Origin of the sequence: Croceitalea sp. MTPC6 (assembly GCF_036985525.1) — a bacterium.
Lineage (GTDB): Bacteria > Bacteroidota > Bacteroidia > Flavobacteriales > Flavobacteriaceae > Croceitalea.
The window spans coordinates 95,151-118,964 of the sequence record NZ_BTGR01000003.1 but is presented as its reverse complement, the minus strand read 5'-3'; the positions used below and the strand labels follow the sequence as shown (position 1 = coordinate 118,964).

General features: G+C 34.9%; 28 protein-coding genes and 1 pseudogene. 7 read left to right on the top strand and 22 right to left on the bottom strand.

What is annotated here, in order from left to right; translation table 11 throughout:
* Positions 1 to 12: 12 nt before the first annotated feature.
* From AACP56_RS07125 to AACP56_RS07050, 16 genes are all read right to left on the bottom strand, one after another.
* Complete coding sequence (locus AACP56_RS07125; RefSeq protein WP_339335983.1) at positions 13 to 573, bottom strand: hypothetical protein; 561 nt, start codon at positions 571 to 573, stop codon at positions 13 to 15.
* A complete protein-coding gene (locus tag AACP56_RS07120; protein WP_339335985.1) occupies positions 566 to 1,060 on the bottom strand; it encodes an RNA polymerase sigma factor in 495 nt (164 codons plus the stop codon). Before AACP56_RS07120 ends, AACP56_RS07125 begins: the two co-directional genes overlap by 8 nt.
* Positions 1,060 to 1,905: an alpha/beta fold hydrolase gene (locus AACP56_RS07115; RefSeq protein WP_339335987.1), complete on the bottom strand. Its 846-nt coding sequence runs from the start codon at positions 1,903 to 1,905 to the stop codon at positions 1,060 to 1,062. Before AACP56_RS07115 ends, AACP56_RS07120 begins: the two co-directional genes overlap by 1 nt.
* A 220-nt stretch (positions 1,906 to 2,125) precedes the next feature.
* Positions 2,126 to 2,983, bottom strand: coding sequence for an ATP synthase F1 subunit gamma (gene atpG, locus AACP56_RS07110; protein WP_339335989.1), 858 nt, complete (start codon positions 2,981 to 2,983; stop codon positions 2,126 to 2,128).
* A 19-nt stretch (positions 2,984 to 3,002) separates the two neighbouring features.
* Positions 3,003 to 4,583: a F0F1 ATP synthase subunit alpha gene (gene atpA / locus AACP56_RS07105; RefSeq protein WP_339335991.1), complete on the bottom strand. Its 1,581-nt coding sequence runs from the start codon at positions 4,581 to 4,583 to the stop codon at positions 3,003 to 3,005.
* A 2-nt stretch (positions 4,584 to 4,585) separates the two neighbouring features.
* Complete coding sequence (gene atpH, locus AACP56_RS07100) at positions 4,586 to 5,125, bottom strand: ATP synthase F1 subunit delta (protein ID WP_339335993.1); 540 nt, start codon at positions 5,123 to 5,125, stop codon at positions 4,586 to 4,588.
* A gap of 91 nt (positions 5,126 to 5,216) precedes the next feature.
* The gene (locus AACP56_RS07095) at positions 5,217 to 5,711 is read right to left on the bottom strand and encodes a F0F1 ATP synthase subunit B (protein WP_339335995.1); all 495 of its coding nucleotides are present in this window, start codon (positions 5,709 to 5,711) and stop codon (positions 5,217 to 5,219) included.
* Between the two features lie 92 nt (positions 5,712 to 5,803).
* Entirely contained in the window at positions 5,804 to 6,025 is a 222-nt protein-coding gene (gene atpE / locus AACP56_RS07090; protein ID WP_054559962.1) for an ATP synthase F0 subunit C, read from the bottom strand.
* A gap of 15 nt (positions 6,026 to 6,040) precedes the next feature.
* Entirely contained in the window at positions 6,041 to 7,123 is a 1,083-nt protein-coding gene (gene atpB / locus AACP56_RS07085) for a F0F1 ATP synthase subunit A (protein WP_339335997.1), read from the bottom strand.
* Between the two features lie 86 nt (positions 7,124 to 7,209).
* Positions 7,210 to 7,608 (bottom strand): hypothetical protein, encoded by a 399-nt coding sequence (locus AACP56_RS07080; RefSeq protein ID WP_339335999.1) that lies wholly within the window; start codon positions 7,606 to 7,608, stop codon positions 7,210 to 7,212.
* Between the two features lie 5 nt (positions 7,609 to 7,613).
* On the bottom strand, positions 7,614 to 7,847 hold the full coding sequence (locus AACP56_RS07075; protein ID WP_339336002.1) for an AtpZ/AtpI family protein: 234 nt from the start codon (positions 7,845 to 7,847) through the stop codon (positions 7,614 to 7,616).
* On the bottom strand, positions 7,825 to 8,265 hold the full coding sequence (locus AACP56_RS07070) for a bactofilin family protein (protein ID WP_339336004.1): 441 nt from the start codon (positions 8,263 to 8,265) through the stop codon (positions 7,825 to 7,827). Before AACP56_RS07070 ends, AACP56_RS07075 begins: the two co-directional genes overlap by 23 nt.
* Positions 8,266 to 8,270: 5 nt before the next feature.
* Entirely contained in the window at positions 8,271 to 10,823 is a 2,553-nt protein-coding gene (porW, locus tag AACP56_RS07065; RefSeq protein ID WP_339336006.1) for a type IX secretion system periplasmic lipoprotein PorW/SprE, read from the bottom strand.
* Positions 10,824 to 10,897: 74 nt separating this feature from the next.
* Positions 10,898 to 11,599, bottom strand: a complete 702-nt coding sequence (locus AACP56_RS07060) for a hypothetical protein (RefSeq protein ID WP_339336008.1) — start codon at positions 11,597 to 11,599, stop codon at positions 10,898 to 10,900.
* A 47-nt stretch (positions 11,600 to 11,646) separates the two neighbouring features.
* Positions 11,647 to 12,342: an ABC transporter ATP-binding protein gene (locus AACP56_RS07055; protein WP_339336010.1), complete on the bottom strand. Its 696-nt coding sequence runs from the start codon at positions 12,340 to 12,342 to the stop codon at positions 11,647 to 11,649.
* Between the two features lie 6 nt (positions 12,343 to 12,348).
* Entirely contained in the window at positions 12,349 to 13,821 is a 1,473-nt protein-coding gene (locus tag AACP56_RS07050) for a DUF5687 family protein (protein ID WP_339336012.1), read from the bottom strand.
* A gap of 128 nt (positions 13,822 to 13,949) precedes the next feature.
* Here AACP56_RS07050 and AACP56_RS07045 point away from each other — a divergent pair, with 128 nt between their 5' ends.
* A complete protein-coding gene (locus AACP56_RS07045; protein WP_339336014.1) occupies positions 13,950 to 14,999 on the top strand; it encodes a ferredoxin--NADP reductase in 1,050 nt (349 codons plus the stop codon).
* Here AACP56_RS07045 and AACP56_RS07040 read toward each other — a convergent pair.
* Positions 14,984 to 15,775 carry a patatin-like phospholipase family protein gene (locus tag AACP56_RS07040; RefSeq protein WP_339336016.1) on the bottom strand — a complete coding sequence of 264 codons (792 nt, stop codon included), beginning with the start codon at positions 15,773 to 15,775 and terminating at the stop codon, positions 14,984 to 14,986. The genes AACP56_RS07045 and AACP56_RS07040 overlap by 16 nt on opposite strands.
* A 132-nt stretch (positions 15,776 to 15,907) precedes the next feature.
* Between AACP56_RS07040 and AACP56_RS07035 the strand changes: the two genes are divergently transcribed.
* From AACP56_RS07035 to AACP56_RS07015, 5 genes are all read left to right on the top strand, one after another.
* A complete protein-coding gene (locus AACP56_RS07035) occupies positions 15,908 to 16,594 on the top strand; it encodes a TIGR04282 family arsenosugar biosynthesis glycosyltransferase (protein ID WP_339336018.1) in 687 nt (228 codons plus the stop codon).
* A 126-nt stretch (positions 16,595 to 16,720) separates the two neighbouring features.
* Entirely contained in the window at positions 16,721 to 17,056 is a 336-nt protein-coding gene (locus AACP56_RS07030) for an arsenosugar biosynthesis-associated peroxidase-like protein (RefSeq protein WP_311349785.1), read from the top strand.
* Positions 17,057 to 17,087: 31 nt separating this feature from the next.
* Positions 17,088 to 18,173: an arsenosugar biosynthesis radical SAM (seleno)protein ArsS gene (gene arsS, locus AACP56_RS07025; protein ID WP_339336020.1), complete on the top strand. Its 1,086-nt coding sequence runs from the start codon at positions 17,088 to 17,090 to the stop codon at positions 18,171 to 18,173.
* Positions 18,174 to 18,281: 108 nt separating this feature from the next.
* Positions 18,282 to 19,250 (top strand): arsenosugar biosynthesis arsenite methyltransferase ArsM, encoded by a 969-nt coding sequence (gene arsM / locus AACP56_RS07020; RefSeq protein ID WP_339336023.1) that lies wholly within the window; start codon positions 18,282 to 18,284, stop codon positions 19,248 to 19,250.
* 45 nt (positions 19,251 to 19,295) lie between these two features.
* Positions 19,296 to 19,727, top strand: a complete 432-nt coding sequence (locus AACP56_RS07015; protein WP_339336025.1) for a carboxypeptidase-like regulatory domain-containing protein — start codon at positions 19,296 to 19,298, stop codon at positions 19,725 to 19,727.
* A 34-nt stretch (positions 19,728 to 19,761) separates the two neighbouring features.
* Here AACP56_RS07015 and AACP56_RS07010 read toward each other — a convergent pair whose 3' ends face one another.
* The gene (locus AACP56_RS07010) at positions 19,762 to 20,028 is read right to left on the bottom strand and encodes a hypothetical protein (RefSeq protein ID WP_339336027.1); all 267 of its coding nucleotides are present in this window, start codon (positions 20,026 to 20,028) and stop codon (positions 19,762 to 19,764) included.
* Between AACP56_RS07010 and AACP56_RS07005 the strand changes: the two are divergent.
* A pseudogene (locus AACP56_RS07005) lies at positions 19,991 to 20,215 on the top strand (DUF3641 domain-containing protein); the annotation flags it as partial. The gene AACP56_RS07010 and the pseudogene AACP56_RS07005 overlap by 38 nt on opposite strands.
* Positions 20,216 to 20,283: 68 nt before the next feature.
* Here AACP56_RS07005 and AACP56_RS07000 read toward each other — a convergent pair.
* From AACP56_RS07000 to AACP56_RS06985, 4 genes are all read right to left on the bottom strand, one after another.
* Positions 20,284 to 21,066, bottom strand: a complete 783-nt coding sequence (locus AACP56_RS07000) for a hypothetical protein (RefSeq protein WP_339336029.1) — start codon at positions 21,064 to 21,066, stop codon at positions 20,284 to 20,286.
* Between the two features lie 137 nt (positions 21,067 to 21,203).
* Positions 21,204 to 22,253 carry a glycosyltransferase family 9 protein gene (locus AACP56_RS06995; RefSeq protein ID WP_339336031.1) on the bottom strand — a complete coding sequence of 350 codons (1,050 nt, stop codon included), beginning with the start codon at positions 22,251 to 22,253 and terminating at the stop codon, positions 21,204 to 21,206.
* Positions 22,237 to 22,842, bottom strand: coding sequence for a DUF4254 domain-containing protein (locus AACP56_RS06990; RefSeq protein ID WP_339336033.1), 606 nt, complete (start codon positions 22,840 to 22,842; stop codon positions 22,237 to 22,239). Before AACP56_RS06990 ends, AACP56_RS06995 begins: the two co-directional genes overlap by 17 nt.
* Positions 22,843 to 22,876: 34 nt before the next feature.
* Positions 22,877 to 23,809 carry a hypothetical protein gene (locus AACP56_RS06985; RefSeq protein ID WP_339336035.1) on the bottom strand — a complete coding sequence of 311 codons (933 nt, stop codon included), beginning with the start codon at positions 23,807 to 23,809 and terminating at the stop codon, positions 22,877 to 22,879.
* Between the last annotated feature and the right edge of the window lie 5 nt (positions 23,810 to 23,814).

The window sequence follows — 23,814 nt, the reverse complement described above, 5'->3', positions numbered from 1 at the left end:
TGTTCTTAACTATTAATCTGAATCTTTTAAAAATCGTAAATCAGCTAATTCATTCTTAAGTTGTCTTCCTATAAAAAACCCAAAAACAACCAACAGAACAATAGAAGAAATTAAAATATAAGTATAAAATCCAGCGCTTAGATTAGCTTTAAAAAGTGGTAATAATATTATAAAGCCAATAGCATAAAGCAATACAATTAATGGGGTTATTACTATATGTACTATTCTCCTTTGGTTATAATACTTTGTAAGTTCTTGCTTGAACAAGGTGTTTTCTTTACTTCTATTTATACGTTGTAACTTTTTAATGCTTAAGAGCTCGATAATAATTCGAACAATTAGGCTTCCTATCATAAGCGACAATCCCAGAATGACTTGGCGATTGTTATATCCAGAGATGTAAAAGAAAAAGCCCACTAAAACCAGTACTGTGGCAAATAACACAACATTAGTGATTTTTTGCTTATTCTTGATTTTTTCTATTTCCTTCATTAAGGATTCAAAACCGTCCTTAGGGGGTCTTATTTTTGCCTGCTCATTCCATTTTGATTGTATTTCTTCAAAACTATTCATTGTTTACACATTTAGTAAGTTCATTTTTTATGCGATGTATTCTTGTTCTTATTGCCTCATGTTTTATCCCTATAACTACAGCAATTTCTTTTTGTGGCAATCCCTCTAGTTCCAATAAAATAATTGCCCTATTAGTTTCTGAAAGTTTGTTTATACAGCCATATAAACCTTCATACATTTTCTCTTTATCTACTTTTAAATCTTCTTGAGGCACATTAGCTACAGATTCTACATCGTAATTTTTTACTTTCTTTTTTAATTTTCTCAGTCTCGTTAAACATGTATTTACGGTAATTCTATAAATCCAGGTAGAAATCTTACTGTCATTTCTAAACTCATCTAGGTTATCCCAAACTTTTATAAAGACTTCTTGCGTTAAGTCGCTTGCTTCGTCATTATTCCCCTCAACATAACCTAAGCAAATACGCATTACTTTATCGTAATTTGAATGATAGGTGTCTTTAAATATTTCTTCTTTTTCCTTCATTAGTTTTTTAACTCAGCAGCTATCTTTTCTAAAAACCATTCTGGTTTGTCATACATAATAAAATGGGCAGAACCTTCTGCAAATTCTATGTCGTATGTTTCTAGATTTTTATATTGATTTTCATAGGTTGTTTTAGCCATTTCAAGACCATATGGGTGTGTTGCTCCAAGAACTTTTACCGGTATGTCTATTTTGGCAATATCCTCTCTTAAATCTAACTTTAATAAATCTGTATAGCCGTAAACATAGGTTTCGCGGTCCGCCTTTAGTATCCAATCCGTTAGCTGTTTATGTTTTTCGGATTTCAAGCTCATTCCAGAGGCCATTTGGCTGGCCATTTTCTCAAAAGAAACCTCGTCCATCTCCAATATTTGTGTATTCCAAGGGCTCTCGTATGCAATATTTTCACTATTGAAATTTGGCATCATTAAAGCTCCTGTTGAAGGTAGCGCATCTACAACAATTAATTTTGAATAAGAATGATTTTCATCTGTTGCCAACCACAAGCCTAAAGCACCTCCTAAACTATGCCCAATGATTATAGTGTTTTTAAGTGCTTGCTTTTCAACGTATTTGTTTATTGCATCTTTAATCTTTGGAAGCCAAGGTTTCTCAATAGGTGTTACTCCACCAAAACCTGCGAAGGTAAAAACATGACATTCATTTGTTTTGGAAATTTCATTGACCAAATCCTCCCATACCTCTCCCGTACATGTAAATCCAGGAAATAACAAAACTGGGCTTCCTTTACCAACTACATCTACTTTAAATTCAGCATATTGTGCTTTTACAGAAATCCCTAAAAAAAGAATTGATAACATAATGGTTTTTTGAATTGTGTTCATTTTTCTAAATTTTAAATTAAATTTTCCCTTTAGATTCAATTCTTAGAAAATGTTACATCCAAAAACAAAAAAACCTCACATTTCTGTGAGGTTTTATATTATTATGTTTGACAATTATGGTTACTACAAAGCTTAGAGATTCCTGCGTAGGCAGGAATGACAAAATCTAATTGTTCAACGCTTCTTTATTTTGAAGAATTTGGCTTAGCTAAGACTACGCCTAATTGTTCAATGCTTCCGCTCCGCCAACAATTTCCAATATTTCATTGGTAATAGCTGCTTGTCTCGCTTTGTTGTACGTTAACTTTAATTGGTCACGTAGTTCCGTAGCATTATCTGTTGCTTTATGCATTGCTGTCATACGAGCCCCGTGCTCGCTAGCAAAAGAATCACGAATAGCTTTATACAATTGTGTCTTCAATGACTTTGGAATCAATTGCTCTACAATCTCAGGCTTTGACGGCTCAAATATATAATCCGCAGCTCCAGAAGTATCCCCTTCCATGGGAACGATTGGCAAAAACTGCTCAGACATTACAATTTGGGTAGCTGCATTTTTGAATTTGTTATACACTAATTCAATCTTATCGTACTCGCCTTCAGTAAAACGTTGCATTAAGTTTTCAGCTATCTCTGCAACATTATCAAAGGTTAAGTCATCATAAACAGCACTATGGTTAGAAAGAACCGTATTGTTTTTTCCTAGAACGTCATTTGCTTTTTTACCAACAGTAATAAAATCTACTTGTTTTCCAGCATAAGTATCTAGTAAAGCAGAACACTGTTTAATGATATTTGTATTGAACGCTCCACAAAGACCACGATTAGATGTAATCGCAACAACAAGAACTTTACTTACTTCTCTGTTATCTGCATACTTGCTACCTGCATCTCCATCTAAACTAGCACTTAAACTTTGTAAAAGTTCTGTCAGTTTATCAGAATAAGGGCGCATTGCAGTAATAGCGTCTTGTGCTTTCTTCAATTTTGCAGCAGATACCATTTTCATGGCACTGGTAATCTGCATCGTTGAAGAAACGGATGCTATTCTATTTCGTATTTCTTTAAGATTTGCCATAAATCAATTTAAAGAATGATTATGCTCTATATTTTCCTGATAAATCCTTACAAACCGCTGTTAAGGTATCTGTAACCTCATCTGTCAATTTACCTGATTTTAAAGTATCCAAAACATCTCTATGCTTTGCATTTAGGAACTCGATAAAATCTCTTTCAAATTCTTTTACTTTATCAACCGGTACGTCACGCAACAAGTTTTTAGAACCTGCAAAAATGATAGCAACTTGGTCTTCTACTGTAAAAGGATCATTCTGAGCTTGTTTTAATATCTCTACGTTTCTACGTCCTTTTTCAATTACGTTCAATGTAGCAGCATCCAAATCTGAACCGAACTTAGCAAATGCTTCCAATTCACGGAACTGTGCTTGATCCAGTTTAAGTGTACCTGCTACTTTCTTCATTGATTTAATTTGCGCCGAACCACCCACACGAGATACCGAAATACCTACGTTAATCGCTGGACGAACACCTTGGTTAAATAAATCTTGTTCCAAGAAAATTTGACCATCCGTAATCGAAATTACGTTGGTTGGAATATATGCAGAAACATCACCCGCTTGTGTCTCAATAATTGGTAGCGCCGTTAAAGAACCTCCACCTTTTACTAGTGGCTTTAATGAATCTGGAAGATCGTTCATGTTCTTCGCAATTTCATCATCAGCAATAACCTTAGCAGAACGCTCCAATAATCTTGAGTGAAGGTAGAAAACGTCACCTGGGTATGCCTCACGTCCCGGTGGTCTTCTTAATAATAGAGAAACCTCACGATAAGCAACCGCTTGTTTGGATAAATCATCATAAATAATTAATGCTGGTCTACCGGTATCTCTAAAATACTCTCCAACAGCTGCACCAGCAAACGGAGCATATACCTGCATTGGAGCAGGATCAGATGCATTTGCTGCAACTATTGTTGTATAAGCTAATGCGCCTTTATCTTCTAATGTTTTTGCAATGGCAGCAACAGTAGATGCTTTTTGACCAATTGCGACATATATACAATATACTGGCTCACCAGCATCGTAAAATTCCTTTTGATTAAGAATGGTATCAATACAAACTGTAGTCTTACCAGTCTGACGGTCACCAATTACCAACTCACGCTGACCTCTACCAACAGGAATCATAGCATCAATTGCTTTGATTCCAGTTTGTAATGGCTCGTTTACTGGCTGACGGTAAATAACACCAGGAGCTTTACGTTCCAACGGCATTTCATAAGTCTTACCAGAGATAGGACCTTTACCATCGATTGGAGTTCCTAGAGTGTCCACAACACGCCCAACAATACCTTCACCTACATTAATAGATGCAATACGTTGTGTACGTTTTACCGTAGCACCTTCTACAACCTCTTTAGATGGACCTAATAGTACCACACCAACATTGTCTTCTTCCAAGTTCAAAACGATACCTTGCATTCCGCCAGCAAACTCTACTAGCTCACCATATTGAACATTAGCTAAACCGTACACACGTGCAATACCATCACCTACCTGAAGTACTGTTCCTACTTCGTCTAGAGAAGCCGTAGCTTCAAAACCTGATAATTGCTGCTTTAATATTGCTGAAACCTCAGCTGCTTTTACTCCTGCCATTTTTATAGACTATTTGTAAATTCTCGTTTTAATCCGTTTAGTTTGTTTGCCACACTGGCATCGTATTGTAAATCGCCCACTCTTAGAATGAATCCACCAACAATACTTTCATCAACCTTATTTTCTATAGTAACCTTATTACCCGTTAATTTGGTTACTTGTGCTAAAATCTTCTTTTCTAAGTCAGCTGTTAAAGGAACTGCAGAAGTAACATGAGCAACATCCTCGCCTTTCATTTTCTCGAAAAGGATAATGTATTTGTAGGCTACTTCTTGAAGCATTTCTATACGCTTGTTAGCCGTTAGCGTATCTATAAGCCCCAAAGTAATTTGATTGCTTCCCTTGAAAATTGCATTCAAAGACTTCTTCTTAACATCATTTTTCACAACTGGACTAGACAATACATTTTGCAATTCTGTATTTTCTGAAATTACAGAGGCAATGGTACGCATATCCTTTTCTACCTTGTCCGCTGCTTTCTGTTCAACGGCAAAGTCCAAGGTTGCTTTTGCATATCGTATGGCTGCTCTAGCTTCGTTCATTTTTTAAAGTTTATACGATTAGATGTTTACTGGTTTAGAACATTTTATAAACGCTGTAAACCAAAAGCTTTAAACTTCTAAACTCTTTCCCCTAATTTAATTTGATGTCACCCAACATATCATCAACTAATTTTAGTTGCTTCTTTTTATCGGACAATTCTTCTTTGATTACTTTCTCTGCAATATCCACAGAAAGATTTGCTACTTGTTTCTTTATATCCGCAACAGCAGCTTTCTTTTCACTCTCAATAGCAGCTTGAGCTTGCTTAAGCATTTTATCTCCTTCTGTTTTTGCTTGCTCTTTTGCTTCAGAAATTATTCCCTCCTTCAATTCTCTTGCTTCCTTAAGCATGGCATCACGTTCCGCTCTTGCTTCTTTTAAGATTCTCTGATTATCTGCTTGAAGGTTTTGCATTTCCTTCTTTGCCTCTTCTGCAGAATCCAAAGCACTTTTTATTGATTGCTCGCGCTCACTTACCGCACCTAAGATAGGCTTCCAAGCAAATTTCCTTAAAATCCATAAAAGGATTAAAAAAGTAATTGCTGTCCAAAAAACTAATCCAAACCCTGGGTTTACTAAATCCATTTCTTAGTGTTTAACTAATTTAAATTTTGACTTAACTATTGTAATTAATTAAATGCAGAAGCAACCAACCGTTACTCCTGCATTAAAATTACTTAAGCTGCAGGAGCTGCTTGTAACAAAGCAACAACCACACCGAATAATGCTACCGCTTCAACGAAAGCTGCAAGAATAAGCGCAGAAGATTGAATCTTTCCGTGCATTTCTGGCTGACGAGCCATAGCTTCCATAGCTCTTCCACCGATGTTTCCAATACCAACACCAGCTCCAATAGCTGCTAAACCTGCGCCAATAGCTGCGATTCCATAAATAGTCATAATATAAAATTTAAATTAATGATGTTCTTCTTCCGTTGCCATTCCAAAATAAAGGGCTGACAAAATTGTAAAAATATATGCTTGTATTGCAGTTACAACAATTTCAATAACCGTAATAAATAGTGAGAATGCCACAGAGATTGGAGAAACCCAAACCGTTTCAAAAATAAAAATCAATGACATTAAAGCCAAAATTATAATGTGTCCTGCAGTTATGTTTGCGAACAAACGAATCATTAAAGAAATTGGCTTTGTAAAAATACCGATAAGCTCTATCGGCATTAAAAATATCTTCATTGGAACAGGAACACCTGGCATCCAAAAAATATGTTTCCAATAGTTTTTATTCCCGCTAAAAGTGGTAATTATAAAAGTGAATAATGCTAATGTAAATGTAAATGCAATATTTCCACTAAGGTTTGCTCCGTTTAATATTGGTATAAGTCCAAAAATATTATTTATCCAAATAAAGAAGAAAATAGTCAGCAAATAAGGCATATACCTTTTGTACTTGTTTTCTCCAATCATAGGTCTAGCAATCTCATCACGAACAAAAACAATAAGAGGCTCTACAAAACCAGCAATCCCGGTTGGCACTTTATTCTCTGATTTTCTATATACCCTAGCTGCGGAAATAAAAATTAAAAGCAACACTATAACAGAAACCCACATCATAAATACATTTCTCGTTATTGATATGTCTAAAGGTTTGCCAGCATTAGTTGGATGATGCTTATCATCAAAAAAAACAGCATTAGCACCATCATTTAATTGATATATTTTTTCGTGAAGTTTTACAAACTTACCCCCATTTTTCTCAACAACAACTTTACCTTCATCATCATGATGAAATTCACTGGACATAAATGTTGTAAGGCCGTTATCTGTCCATAAAATTATTGGTAAGGGAAGCGAGATTGGCTTATCATCAATGTCTATAATGTGAAATTCATGCGCATCCTTAACGTGATGCATTATCATCTCGTTTGGGTCAAATTTTTTATCCCCTTCTGATTCTTCTTTATCGTAGGCAAAACCAGCAATGGGCAGCGCAAGTAAAAGTCCTAAAAAAGCTGCTTTAAAAGTACTTATTCGCATTCGTTTATCAGATTAAAATACCGCTCTAAAAATTCCGTGCAAATGTACGCACATAAAATGAATTGACAAACAATAAAACAGAAGGATTATTTAGCTGCTAAAAACTGGTTAATGCTATAAACTTCAAAAGCTAAAAAAATAAAATAAGGAATAAAAAAATTGATTGCGTCACTAACTTTATTCGGTGCTTCAGAAAGGAACAATGGAAGTAAGAATATTACAACCAAGAACATCTTTAAAATCATTAAAAGAATAAATGGATTAAACACCTGAACTTTACCATTGGCAAATCGGAAATTAATGATGGAATAGACTATTAAAACTGAAATAAAATGAAACAAGTAGGTGTTCCAAAGAGGTATTACAAATTTATAGTCGGTTTGTAATGCATTCAACAAATAGGTATGAAGTAAATAAAGCAATGCTGCTCCAATAAGCAATTGAACCATAAAAAGCAATTGACGCTTCTTAAAAGACTCGGACATGACAATTAGTGCTTAGATATTTTAATAATTTGCCTTACAACAAAATATATTGAAATTATCACTGCAAATAAAGAACAAATAACCGTATAAATGGAATGCTTATTTGGATATTTTTCGTCTAAAAATACACCTAAATATGTGCCAGCTCCAATAATTGCAATCATTTGAAATGCAATCCCAGAAAACTTAGCATAACTATTTAATAGGCGTTTCTTCTTAGGAGACTTTTGCTGGCTCATTTGATTTTGTTGAACCTATCTTGTGGGTAGTCCCACTAGATGTGGATGTAGTAGGCGCGGATACTCCCTTACCCATGCTACAGGAAGCATTGAATGTAGCCCCAGGCTCCACTGATAATTTGGACACATTCACTGTTCCCTCAATTTTTGCTGAAGATTTAAGTGAAAGTAATTCAGAAACAAAAAGTTCCCCATCAAAATTACCCTCTATATCTGCATTTACACACTCTACTTTACCTTTTATAAGGCCGTCTTTACCAATAACTACTTTGCCAGAGGTTTTTACATTACCATCCAATTTTCCATCTATTCTAAAATCGGCTTGAGAAGTAATGTTACCTTTTATTACGGTATTCTTTTCAATTCTGTTTGGCTGTCCGCCAAAGCTTTCCATAGGTTTTTTGTTGTCTGAAAACATTTTGCTCACGGTTTTGGGGTTAAAATTTGTGATTTATACTCGTCTATATTCTTATGTACTTGTATGATTTTATAGTTAGATGATAAAATTACAAAATTCTCATCCTTAATGCGGTAATCCTTATTGTTTTTTAACAGCTCGGCATAGCCCAGCGCAAAGTCTTTTGATTTAAATCCATGTACGACCACAAATTGGTCCTCTAAAGTGTAAATATCCTTAGATACGATATTCTTGTAATTTAGGTCTTTAATGGATTTTTCTAGACGTTTTTTAAGCTTTAGAGCTGCCTCATTGTTACTTATCTTAAAAGGGAAAACTACCTTCCAATTTCCTGTTCCTCTTGAACCCGTTTCGGGAGAGAACTTTTTTGTTTCCAATTTTGGCAACTGTTCCGCTACCATGGTCTCAGCTTTTTTGCCTTCAGGGTTATTGGGGTAAGTTAGCGCCACATAATTTAAGGCTTCTTTAAAAGGCCCAAATCCCTGTAAGCGACCAATTGCGTTTGCCTTGAGCATTTCAAACTTTGGAACTATTGGGTCTCCAGTAAACTTATTAATATACGCTTCTGATTTGGTAATCACATTTAAAAAGTCTTGAGCTTGAAACAACTTATAAAGTTCTGTGTATTTTTTATCGGGACTATCTGAATTATCTGCAAGTACTGCCTGAGGGTTTAAAAGTATCTCTGCATAACGGGAATCGGCATGGTTTTTTATAATATCTTGCTTTACCGTTGTTGCCAATGGGCTACCAGATTCTTCATAAATCTTATACAAGTTATATTTTGAAGGAAGTATCAAACGTTCTTCTGGTCTGGATGCCAACACAGATTCCAATTTATCCGCAGCCAACATGTTTTCTTTAAACTTCTCTTTGTAAATAAGCCCAAGCTGATAATTTGCAAAATTTCGTTCAGTACGTAAACTGTCTATAACTTCAATTTCAGTAGGAATGGCATCCAAGTAGAAATCCAATGAATATTTTTCTTCTTCCGTGGGTTCCCCAATTGTATTTGTATCTACCACTAGTTCTCCCGTTGCTTCAGAAGGTAACGCTTTGGCTTTATTACTCCATCTCCAATCATCTTCTAACTGACGGTCTCCCCACCTAGTTTTAAAATCATTCTTGCCATAACCCAAGCTTGTTACATTATAGAAATAGAATTTTCCCTGGTTTTTTTTACCTGCTTTAGTTTCACCAAAAGCTGCAAAACCTTTTGTAGTTCGCTCTTCTTCTTTTTGTGCTGCCTCTTCCGCTTTGCGTCTTAATTCTTCAATATGTTTTTCAAAATAGGTAACACGCTCATCAGGTGACATTTCATAAAGTACGATGATGCTATCTGCTTTATACGAAATATCCTCGTACTTAATAACATCTTCCAAGTTGTCAAACTTTTTCTTTATTGTGCGATACTTTTTGGTGTTGACCGTTAAATTGGTCAAAACACTATCGTAATATGCTCCAGAAGCCTTGTAATTGTTTTCATCAAAATTGTATTCCGCTAAATTCTCATAGTTTCTAGCGTTCAGTTTTTTATCCGTTTCCGTGGCTCTTAAGGATTTGTTATAATACGCCAATGCCAAACTATCTGAACCCAGTGCCAAATGATATTGCGCTATTTCATGATATATTTTATCTAAAAAAGGACGGTTTTCACGATTCTCTTCTAAGTCCGTTAGGTATTCTATTAATTCTTCCTTGTTAGAATCTTTAATAGCAGTATTTCGGATTTTCTGTAAATGGGAATTGATCATATATACCCTTGGAGATTTCCTATTTAATGCAATTACTTTATCAAAAGCATAGTTGGCACTGTCCTTAAAGCCAAGTTGATTGTATAACTGTCCAATAATAAAAAGATATCTCCCCTTTTCAGGATTCTTTTTGGTATAGCCTTGGGCAATCTTTAGTTTTTGAATTGCGGTATCAGCAGCACCAGTATTTAAATAGGCCTGAGCCATGACAGAATTGGCATCTGCATATTCTTGGTCTTTGAGCACATCGTACTTAAAAAGGTTTTTGAGGTTTTTAATTGCCAATTCCGAATTATCCAATCGCATATTGGTCTTTTCCCTCCAGATTCTAGCTTCGTTCAGCTTATCACTTTGTGTATATTTTCTTAAGATATAATTGAAGGATTCTAGCGCAGGAATATAGCGTTGGTCAAAATAGCGCGCCTTACCCAAGAGCAAAAAAGCTTCGTCCGTTTGTGGATTGCGTTCTTCATCTTTAATGTCCATACTGTGTTTTTGTATGGCCTTGGTAGCTTTTTCCTCAGCTATGATAAAGTTGGGATTATTGTCCTCTGAATCCAGTTTTATTTCTTCGGTGACCTCTAAGCGCTCTACTGGGAGTACTTCCCAAAAATCATCACGGTAATTGTTGTTCAATTCTTCCCTGCCTTTTTCAAACGCTAGATTACCATTGTACAAAGTGTTGTACTTGGTATTCAGCGCATGCCAATTACGGTTTATAAAGGCATCCTTTTTTGTTGAACATGCACTAGTAAGCACAATCAACACCACGCCCGAAATGATACGATTAAAATAAAACTTCAATGTAAAAATCTTTCCTAACTATGATAACTAAAAAAAGCCCCATTTAGTATGGGGCTTATCGATAAATAAGGAAATTATCTTACTGCTGCATAAATTGTATTGCCTAATTCTAAATCTGGTTGTAATCCACAAATCAATCTTGCTAAGAACTCTTTGAAAGGAAGAATATTTTTTACAGAATCTAATTTGTATCGCCTAGTGAATTTTTCTGTAGTATCATTATAAAGAAACCGCAGCTCTTTGGTAATATCATGCCTCTTTAAAAAGGATTTTTCATCCGGTTCCTCCATCCAAAATTCTACTTTTAACTCATTAAAGTGAATTTTACATATGTTTAAAAAAAACCTATTGTCATAACATTGGATTTTCAACATCACCCCTTTGACCTGATTTTTCAATAGTTTATATATTTCCTCATCCAGAATTTGAGTTTCAAAATTTGATTCTGATTTTTCCTTTGATAATTTATCAATTTCTTTTTTTAAATTATTTATTTCAGAATCCATAAAAGAGAAATTTTGCAACTTATTTAGTGAAATTTTTTTCTCCATTTTTTTGATTGAAGAAATTAAATTTTTTTTGTTCTGAATTTTGGAATGATTAGGATACTTTAGATTAAGAAGTCTATCTAATTCCCTGCTGGCTTTACTTAAAGCCTTGCTATCCAAAATAACTTCCTCATAAAAGTGTTGTTCTTTATGCTCTTTTATAAGAGTCTCAAGTCGTTGGACTTCCCATTGATAGTGGTCAACAAGCAAATCTAAATCAGAAGGCATTCTGCTATTTATTCTAAGAACACTAAAAATAATAAAAGTAACTTAAGTTACCCTCCAAAGAAGGTTTCCAGTTCCTTTAATGTTTCTTTTGAAGTCTTAATATCTTTTACGATTTCACCCTTATTTAAAACTACAATTCGCTCGCAAACTTCGGTCACATGAATTAAATCATGACTGGAAACCAAAACCGTCACACCTTCTTTTTCCGCCAATTCTTTTATGATTCCCTTTAAGCGAATTTGTGTGGTTGGGTCCAAGTTTGCAAAAGGCTCATCTAGAATAACCACTTCTGGATTACCAATAAAACTGGCCACGATTCCCGCTTTCTTTTGGTTTCCCTTAGATAAATCGCGTAAATATTTCTTTTGACCTAAAATTTCCCCATGGAAAAAATCCTCAAACTGTGCTAAAAGTGCATCCACATCTGCTTTGTTCCTTCCTCGCAACTCTCCAATAAAGTAGAAGTACTCTTCTGGGGTTAAATATCCAATTAAAAAAGTTTCATCAATAAAAGCAGAAGTAAAGGGCTTCCATGCTTCGCTTTGGTCCACTTGAACTTCATTGCTAATAATATGACCTGTACTAGGTTGAATTAAATCTAATAACAGGCTAAATAAAGTTGTTTTGCCTGCTCCATTGTTCCCGACAAGACCAAAACTTTGTCCCTTAGGGATTTCTAAAGATTCAATATTTAAAACGGTTTGCGCACCGTATGTTTTTGATAAATTATTAACTGTAATCATAGTTGGTTATGCTTTTTGTTTGTAGGCAGCTAGCGTTTTATATTTCTCTTTTTTATAAATTCTTTCGATTATGGCAAACATCCTATTCTTAAAGACAAAGCCGAGAAGACCAAATACAGCCACAAAAATATATCCAGCTGTTGGACTAATGGCAAAGTGCCCAATAGTGTAAATGATAATCGGCAACAATAGTTTAGGTAATGTAATTAACAATGTCTTTGCATTGAACGCCTGTTTATCTCCAAATGCCTTTTTGTTTGATGTTAAATCTATTGGAGATTTTACATAGGCCCCGCCCCATAAAACTAAATACGAGTTAATTCCAACATTGTAAATTGCTCCAGCTAAAACTGCAGCGTAAGCTTCCCAACCAAAATACAGGTAAAAAGTTGCCAAAAAGGTGGAAATTATGGTGGCAATAATTACCAAGTACCATTTAGAAGACAGGTATTCTTTATATTGAATATTCTGGCTCATCATCAACGGGTAATAACTGCTATCCCAGCTAGGTACATACTGTCCAAAGCTGAACAAGAATCCCCCAGTAACAAAAATTCCAGCAAAAATCTTTATGAAATTATTGTCATAGGCCTCGATAGATTGAGTAAAAAACAATAGGCCATAGAAAATAAAAAAGAAGCCCATGATTACCGCTGTACGCGCTCGCTTATTTCTTTTTATAAGTTTAATATCGTTCTTTAAAAAGGTTCCTAAATTCCCAAAACGGTTTAACCAATCTAAGTTTTCCGTTTTTGCTTCTGTATGTTTTGTGGCAAGACCACCATCCAGATACATATTCTTTTTAAAATAGTTGAAAGACGCTCCAAAAAGACCAAGTAAGATTGTCCAGGGCACTAGAGCTGTTACCGGAATATCATAAAGAAAATCAAACAGTGGTGCTGTGTAGGTGGTAATATCAAACCAGCCGTAATATTGTGACACTCCTAGTAAGATAAAAATACTGGCGATTACATAAAAAATGTTGTCTTTATTGTTTACTAGAACATTAATAAAATTGTTACAATATATTAATGCCATAAATCCTAAGTGCCAACCTATCACCCCTGCAGCATCATAGCCTTTTATAAGTAGTATTACACTAAAGGGAATAAAGAAAAAAGCATGCATCCAGTTAAAAAAAGATACCATGGTCTTGCCTAATGAGTAATGCACGACTTGACTTTTCTTAAAGGGCAGATACAAAAGCGGCTTAATATTGGTAACGGGCATTTTCTGTAGCATATACCTAAACACCATATCAAAAGCCAAATAATAAATAGCAAATTGATTTACCACTCGCAATGGGTCTCCCCAGCCGGCTTCTTCTATTATAAAATAGGAACCAAAGCCAAGGCTTAGGAACACAGCAATAAAATATAATGCCCCTAGGGCCATTAATATTTTAAACCATATTTCCGTTTTGAATGAAGCGGACCTAAAAAAGGATTTCCACTGAAGGTTGATAAAGTGTTTGAACATAGTCGTTGGTGATTTAGTTCTTAGCGTTAGTAACTAAAATAGATTATTTGTTACAAAAGCTATGCAATTTTAAAAATATAGCGTTCAAAATAGTATGAATCCGTAGTTTTGCAACCAAAATTTATTCAATGAGTGATTTTCATAAATTAACTGTGGCAGCAATTGACTCACTTACGCCCAATTCTGTTGCATTAACTTTTGATATTCCGTCAAATATAGAAGATACTTTTTCATACCTAGCTGGCCAATATATTACCATAAAACATACTATTAATGGAGAAGAATTGCGCAGGGCTTACTCTATTTCTTCTGCACCATCTTCTGATAAACTTACCGTAGGTATTAAAAAAGTGGAAGGTGGTAGTTTTTCAGTTTATGCTAATGAAAAACTAAAAGTGGGAGACATTTTGGAGGTGATGCCCCCAGAAGGGCGTTTTGTTTTTGAGCCGAGTTCTGAAGCACAAAATATAGCTGCTTTTGCTGCAGGTAGTGGGATTACCCCTATTATGAGCATTGCGCAAACTGTTTTGGAAGCAAATGATGCCAATAAGTTTGTTTTGGTTTACGGAAATCAAAACCCTGAAGAGACTATGTATCATGATGAAATTAAAAAGCTTCAAGAAACATATGGAGAACGGTTTTTTGTACAGTGGATATATAGTCGTTCCTCGGAACCAGATTGTCTTTTTGGTAGAATAGAAACCTCAACAGTAAATCTTATTGTTAAAAACAAGTTTAAAGAGATTTCATTTAATGATTTCTATTTATGCGGGCCAGAAACTATGATAAATACGGTTTCTGAAACCTTAAAAAACAATGGAGTAGAGGAAGGCAATATCCATTTTGAACTATTTACTACTTCAGAAACTGAAGATACTTTAGCAGAAGATTTAGATGGAAAGACCAAAATAGAAGTGCTCGTTGATGATGAAACCTTCGCTTTTGAAATGGATCAAAAAACTCTGGTTCTAGATGCAGTGCTGAAAGAGGATATAGATGCTCCATATTCGTGCCAAGGCGGGGTTTGCAGCAGTTGTATTGCACGCATAACAGAAGGGAAAGCTGAAATGGTCAAAAACCAAATTTTAACGGACAACGAAGTTGCCGAAGGTTTAATTTTAACTTGCCAAGCACACCCAACTACACCAACACTTAAGGTGGACTATGATGATGTTTGATTTATGGTTTTATCCAGTGCCCAACTCGCACTGTCATAACCAATAGTAAAGGCTTTTTCAATACCCTTTTTATCCAAAACACCTATTTGTTCCAGTTCTTGGGGTTCTATTAAAACATCGCATTCCCCAATCTTTTCTCGGCAAGAGGCGTAGATCATTAATCCGGTAATTCTACCTGTAAGTTGTAAAGAATTGCTTAAATCTTTCTTTTTGAGTGTTCCATTTATAGAAACATTACTCCCAATTATAAAATCACAGTTATCTTCCACATATTCCTTGGGAAAGTTGTTCATAATACCTCCATCGGCATAAAGCACTTTGTCTATTTCTACTGGACTAAAGACAGGTGTTAATGCTGCCGAAGCCAATAATGGTAGAACTAATTCTCCTTGGTTAAAAACCTTTTCTTTGCCATGCATTAAATCTGTTGCCACTACATGTAATGGTCTGGATAATGATTCAAAAGTATTCTCAGAAAAATAGTTGCTGAAAATTTTAAAATACTTGCTCGTATCTATAAGTCCTGGTTTTCCAATAGCAAAAAAACTATACTGAAAAAGTGGGGTTTCTTTAAAAAAAGAAAGCATTTCATCAGTGCTGTTTCCATTGGCGTAAAGTGCGCCTACAACTGCTCCAACACTAGCTCCAGCAACTTCTTGAGCCTCAATATTTCGCTCTCGCATTGCCTTTAACAAACCTATATGCGCCATGCCGCGAACTCCGCCACCAGATAACACAAGTCCAATTTTTTTGTTTTTAATTGATAATTTACTCACTCTTCTGCATTTTTGTTAAAGTTAACTGCTGTAGCTTAAGTTTAACAAATCTCCTCGTAAACTTTTTATCATCTTTACGACCAAACCGTATCAAAGTATTTATCGTAAGTTTACTAATCAAAACTTCTTTAGTTGCTAAAGACTGCTAAACATAAAACAGCGATTCTCATTTTTGCAAATTCTGCATCTACGGAATTTGAGCAAAAACCATTTGCTAAAAGTGCTGCATTATTTGAAGCACTAAACAAAGAGACCTTAGCTAAGGTTAAAAAAACAAAACTTCCCTATTTTCATTTTACAGAAAAAGAACAGTTAGGAACCTCTTTTGGGGAACGTTTTGTAAACGCTATTCAAGAAGTTTACCAAAAAGGTTTTGATACAATTATCACCATTGGAAATGATAGCCCACAGCTAAAAACAGCACATTTACTTGATGCATACAAACAGCTTCAACTTGGAAAAACAGTGCTAGGTCCAACTTTTGATGGTGGATTTTATCTAATGGGGCTTCATAAGGCAAACTTTGATGCTTCCTTGTTTGAAAGATTACCCTGGCAGCGTTTTGGCTTATTCAATAGAATATCTCAATTATTTGAAAACTACAATTCTCAGCTATTTAGATTACCAGTTTTTGAAGATATTGATACCAGAAGAGATGTTGCTATTCTACTTAACTTTACAAAGGCGCTTTCTTCGTTTATTTTATTTCTGTTGAATAAAATTAGTAGCTATTTAGATCCCATTTTCCCTAAACAAGAAAATACTTCTCATACCAATTTTTCACTGTCCTTTTACAATAAAGGATCTCCAATTCTTTAGATTTTCTAGTTACTATCATTTTAAATAGTTAGCTATTCTTTTTAATGAATTTTATCGCTACTAAATTCCTTAGCGATATCATTCAACAATATCAATATCTCATTTAGAACATAATAAATACAGACAATGGCAAATTCATATTATGACCCAGCAGATTTAAGAAAATTTGGCAAAATCACAGAGTGGAGCGAAGAACTTGGAACAAAATTCTTTGATTATTACGGTAAGGTTTTCGAAGAAGGTGCACTAAGTGCAAGAGAAAAATCTCTAATAGCTTTAGCTGTAGCACATGTAGTAAAATGTCCCTATTGCATTGATGCCTATACGAAAGATGGATTGCAAAAAGGAATTACTAAAGAGGAAATGATGGAGGCAGTGCATGCAGGAGCAGCTATTGAAAGTGGAGCTACGTTGGTGCATGGTGTGCAAATGATGAATAAGTATAACAAACTATCTATGTAGTTAGTCAAATCCATGTTTTAAAAAAGATTAAATGGAAAAAAGTATTCTACCAAAGAAAAAACCAATGCAAAAGTCCCTTAAAGCAAGGGATAACGAATTGGCAGTCACAAATAAGCAACTACAGATATTGGATGGCGGCCTTTTTGCGGATGGAGAGCTTCCTTATTTTAAGGATAAAATAGGAGAGATTGGACACTTTCCACTTCGCCCAAAGAAACTAGAAATTCTTCAAATAAATGTAGGATACATGTGCAATCAGGTTTGTGAACACTGCCATGTAGATGCTGGTCCAGATCGAAAAGAGATAATGACCAGGGAAACCATGCAACTTTGTTTGGAAGTAATAAAAAATACTGGAGCACATACATTAGATTTAACTGGTGGAGCTCCAGAAATGAACCCTGATTTTAGATGGTTTGTAGAAGAAGCTGCCAAAGCTGGTATCAAAGATTTTATCGTTCGTTCTAACCTTACTATTATCCGAGCAAACAAAAAGTATTATGATTTGCCGGACTTCTTTAAAAAACACAATGTTCATGTCATATCCTCCATGCCGCATTACACGCGTGGTAAAACGGATAAACAACGTGGTGATGGTGTTTTTGATAAGTCTATAAAAGCATTACAAGAACTTAATGAAAGAGGCTATGGAATGCCTGGAAGTTCGTTGCGATTAGATTTAGTCTATAATCCCTCGGGGGCCTATTTGCCAGGAGATCAAATGGCTATGGAAAAGGATTTTAAAAAGGCTTTGGATGAAGATTTTGGGATTCAGTTCCATAATCTATTTGCAATTACCAATTTGCCCATTGCACGCTTCTTAGATTATTTAATTGCCTCGGAAAACTACGAAGACTATATGTATGCTTTGGTTGAAGCCTACAATCCTGCTGCCGTAGCCAATGTAATGTGTACCAATACGATTTCTATTAGTTGGGATGGTTGGTTATATGATTGCGATTTTAATCAGATGCTAGATTTAAAAGTAGCAAGTAAAGTGAAGCATATTAAAGATTATAACGAAGATTTATTAAACGATAGAAATATTATCATTTCCCAACACTGCTATGGTTGCACGGCTGGTGCAGGTAGTAGTTGTCAAGGAACCGTAGCCTGAAAATAATATTAAAAATCAATGTCTCCTCGAGCGCAGTCGAGAGGTCATAAAAGAGCACTAATTTTAATTAGGTCTCCACTGCGTTCGACCTGAAAAAAGTTTTACACAATGAGTTATTTAGAAGCAACAAACGATTTATATAAAGAAGCAGCTTTAACCCCGGATGTTGGTTTATGTTGCACAACAAATCCAATTTGGGAACTACCTGGATTAAAGATTCCGAAAATAATGCAAGAGATGAACTATGGTTGTGGTAGTACCGTGCACGCTAGAGATCTTTCTAACAATCCAAAAATGCTTTATGTTGGTGTTGGTGGCGGAATGGAATTATTGCAATTCTCTTATTTTAATCGCCAAAAAGGTGGTGTTGTTGGTGTAGACGTTGTTGATGAGATGTTGGAAGCCAGTAGAAAAAACTTCGCAATAGCTGAAGAAGAAAATGATTGGTTCAAATCAGAATTTGTTGATCTTAAGAAAGGAGATGCGTTAAATCTTCCAGTAGAAGATAATAGTATTGATGTTGCTGCCCAAAACTGCTTGTTCAATATTTTTAAAGAAGAAGATTTAAAACGTGCAATTGAAGAAATGTATCGTGTTTTAAAACCTCACGGGAAACTAGTGATGAGTGATCCAACATGTGAGCAAGAAATGAATACTACGCTTAGAAACGATGACCGTTTACGTGCGCTTTGTCTTAGCGGAAGTTTGCCTATTAAGCAATATGTAAAGGCCTTAACCGATGTTGGTTTTGGAACTATCGAAATCCGTGCTAGAAAACCATACCGTATTTTAGCCCCTGGTGCTTACCCAACTGACGAACTAATCTATATTGAATCTATTGAGGTAGCTGCTATTAAAGATCCCATGCCAGAAGATGGTCCATGTGTTTTTACCGGTAAAGCTGCAATCTACTATGGAGATGAAGATTATTTTGATGATAAAAAAGGGCATGTTCTTCTAAAAAATCAGCCTTTAGCTGTTTGCGATAAAACTGCTGGTGCTTTAGCAAGTATTGGCAGACAGGATATTTTTATAAGTGAATCTACTTTTCATTATGATGGTGGGGGTTGTTGCTAAAACGCGACCATAATCATTTATTCATTTTCAAAATTTTATCCCTAGATGAAAAGAATTTTCATGCTGGTTGTTCTTCTTTGGACAACCATGAACTTTGCTCAAGAAACAACATGTAAGCTAGAAGGAAAGATTACTTATATAGAAGGAAACCCTATAGAACTTGCAACAATAGTGGTAGTAGATACGCAGACTAACTTTAAGTTTGGTGCCATATCACAAGAATCTGGCTATTACTCGGTAACAAACCTACCTCCTGGAAATGCCTATGCTATTACCATTAGTTTCATTGGATACCAATCGGTATCAATGAAAAACATCAGTATAAATCTAAGCGAAACTTCATACCAAGATTTTGTTTTAGAAGAGATGAGTGAGGCCTTAAAGGAGATTGTTGTGGTAGCAGACAAGAAGAATAATTCTAACATTGAACAGACGATTAATTCAAAGTCAATTCAAAATACACCAATAGCCATTTAGGCTGTTCAAGTTAGTAAGAAATAAGCTAAATAGGTTATTCAATCAATTTTAGGACCTTTTGAACCACATCATCTGGCAAAATAGTCTCCATAACTTTTTCATACCCTTGTGGTACTTTGTTCCCATAAATTGATGTAGGAATCATAGGATAGTTTCTAATGTTTGATGTCAACGAGTTTTCTTCTGGCTGATCAAAAAGGGCAAAACCAGCATAAGGATGTGTTACACCCCAAAGTGTGATTACAGGGATGCCATAATTCGCGGCCGTTGAAAATGTGATGTGCACTAACACTATTTCCATTAGTTGAGATGGTTGGCTCTACGATTGTGATTTTAACCAAATGCTCGATTTAAAAGTAGCCAGTAAGGTAAAGCACATCAGTGAGTATAATGAGGATATTCTAAACGATAGAAATATCATTATCTCACAGCATTGTTACGGATGTACTGCTGGAGCTGGTAGTAGTTGTCAGGGGACGGTGGCGTAAGAGTTTAAGACTCATATACATAAATAGAAAAACCACCTAATTAGGTGGTTTTTAAGTTTTAAAGCATCTTAACTCCTATTTTCAATCTCTTTAAAATATTCGATGACCTTTTCTTCTGTTTTACTATGCAATTTGATGTTCTCATCATAAAGTAAAGCTCTCAAATCCTTATAGAGTGTAATTGAATGTCTAAGGCTTCTCAGTAAAGATTGTTTATCATATTCAGGAATTGTTTTTTTCAAATCAAAAAAATCTTGAGGGTTCAGCTCCATTTCTACTTTTCTAACTGCCCGTGGAAAATTTCCGTTTTTAATATGCAATAAAGGACCAAATACAACCATTCTTAAAAAACCGAAGAAATCAAATGCTTCAAAATACTCACCTCTACCAATTTTTAATAGTGAGTAATGAACCCAAATCCAAAAACGATCTTCAATCCATTGATGATCTGGATAGGGAAACTGCTCTTTTGATTTGCCAAATACGCTTTCTAATTGTTTCTCCTTATCAAACAAAATTGCTGGTGTTTCAACCCTGTTTTCTAGCTCATCAAGCGTTAGAAACTTAATGTCTACATGTAATAGGGGATTGTCGTACAAACAAATTAGAACTCTTGGTTCACCCACATGTTCTCCTGTAAAGCCCGATAAAAATTCCCCAAGACGAGTTGCGAATCCTATCATTTTGGTTTTGTCGTCAGATATCTTGTTTTTGGTTACAAGTATTAAATCGACATCCGAAAATTCATCTATTTCATTTGTTAGCCAAGAGCCTCCAACTGCTAAGCCGATTACATCTTGGTCTTTTTCTAATGTTTCCTTTGCATTAACTACAAAATCATACTGTTTCACTTTAAAATTATTTTACAATTATTTCTTATTGTATGGATGACATTGACCCAATAGATTAAAGTACGCCAAGTAACATTAAAAACCAAAATTAGCAGTAATCAATCTAGGAGGTTTTTAGTATGAACAGTAATAAAAACTTACTTTAATACCTTCTTAATTTGATTTATAATATATTCTGGTAAAATACTCGTGATAACATCTTCGTAACCTTCATGGAATTTATTCCCATAAATAGAGGTAGGTATTAAGGGGTGTTTTTTTCTATCTGCTAATAAAGCATTCTCTTTTGGTTGACCAAATGGTGCAAAACCCGCATAGGGATGTGTAACGCCCCAAAGCGTGATTACCGGAATACCATAATTGGCGGCTAGATGACCATTCCCGCTATCCATGGAAAGCATTACATCTAGATTAGAAATTATAGAAAGTTCTTCTACAAAACTTAGATTACCAGCCATAGAAATAACATCATTTTTATATTGATTTTCAATGTTATCTAGTATTTTTACTTCCTTTGAGCCACCACCAAACAATAAGATTTTATATTCTTCCACACCAGAAAGTTTAGCTATTACTTCTTCCATTAAATGCAATGGATACATTTTTCCCTTATGTGCAGCAAAAGGCGCAATTCCAATCCATTTTTGGTTTTTTAACCCCGTAACAGCTATAGTCTTGTCATTGAGTTTTTGCTTATCTATAAATTTGGCTTCGTTTAAATTAATTGGGAAACCTAGTTTCCCAAAAACATCTGCATAACGTTGGTGTGTAGTCTTAAGCTGTTTAAAATCCTTATTTTTAGCTCTAGTAAGCGCTTTCTTTTCTCTTCGTGCTTTGTCAATTTGGGCAACAGGAATACCAGCAGTTTTAAAAAAGAATTTTAAAATATTACTACGTAAAACGTTATGGACATCAGCTACGGAAGTAATTTTTAATTGTCTTAATTCTTTATATAACATTAAAAGACCGAAAAAACCTTTGTGTTTTCCTTTTACATCGGCCTCAACTATTTTAACGTTCGAAAATGAGCTGAAAATAGGTGCAAAATGTGCTCTTGTAAGTAGTGTTACTTTTAGCGAAGGATTTGATTTGACAAGGTTTGATAAAACCGGAACCAGCATAGCAACATCACCCATTGCAGATAGGCGAATCACCAAAACATGTTGCTTTTTACCCTTTTTGGCCACGTAGGACAGGGTTTAACTCATCATCATTATACATCTTCATTTGTTTGTAGACTTTCATGTACTTTTTACCAGCTTCAATATCTGCCAACAATTGGTCTATCGCAGTGGAAAGATCCTTTTTCTGCTCCAATAGCACATTCAGTTTCGCTTTACACTTTTCAAGATGTTCAGTAGATGCATCCTTTCGGTTCGCCTCCTCTTGCATATGATATATTTTCAATGCCAAAATGGACAGCCTATCTACTGCCCAGGCAGGGCTCTCCGTATTAATAGTAGCGCTATTTTGAATTTGAACCGATTGGTATTTTTTCAGAAAGTAACTATCTATAAACTCCACCAAATCCGTTCTGTCTTGGTTACTTGCATCAATCTTTCTCTTGAGCTTTAACGCAGCTTGTGGCTCAATATCAGGATCTCTAATGATATCCTCATAGTGCCACTGTACAGTATCAATCCAGTTTTTTCGATATAACAAATGTTCAATTTTATCCTTATCGTAAGGATTGGAAAAAGGCTGGTTTACATCATCAAACTCATGATATTTATTAATGCTTTCTTCAAAAATTTTGAATGCTGAACTACTGAACATAATAGAAATTTTAGCAAATATACCCTATACATCGTCATTTTACTAAATCCATTGTCAGCAATACAAATGGCAAAACAATACAAATCACCAAAAATAATTCTATGAGTCGCTTTCTTTTAATTGTTTCTAAAAAATTAGTTGCAAATACTGCTGCAGGAAAAAAGGAATAAGCCAGTACCATATAATTACTGCTAGTAATATTATTGATGCTAAAAATTAATACAGACACTAAAAAGTAAACCAATAAAATTCGTAAGTGCACAATGCGACCAACACCTTGATATCCCTGCTTAATAAAGACTACTAAAATCACAGCCAGGATACTTATGATGAACAAAAAGGGTTTAATACTGAAATTTTTAATGAAATCTTCATAAAAACCTGCTTGAATATTATATGAGTAATGGTTTTGAAGAAAATCGATGTTTTTAGTCAACAATAAAAAAGTGACTAAAAGCAAAATAAAAAAACTAATACCTACCAAAGGCACAAGCCAGTTTTTGTACTCCTTAGTACCATAAACATAAACTGCTAAAAAAATCACTGCCAAAAAGAGGAGAGTCCAAGGGTCAAAAATACTTGCTACGCAAATCCATAAAGTAGCATCAAAAATCTTTTGTTTTACCAGTTTTAAAGTTTTTAATGCTAATAATCGATTTAATGATATCATAAGAAATAGATTGCTAAAAACGATATCTTTATAAAACTGTACTTTCGGAATCGCCATTAGTAACAGGACAAAAAATAACATGGCAAATGATGAAGAATTCGTGGTTTTTCTTGCCCTTACAGTTTCTTGTACCACTACCACTTGCAGTAAAATTGCTGCATAAACTATCGCCAATAAGAGATTACTATCAGTGAGGGTGTCTGAAAGAAAAAGATTCAACACATAAAAAAATAGTAAGAACAATAATAAAACTGCATAGTTGATTGGTTTAGTTTTACTAAAAAAACTTGATATCATAGTTG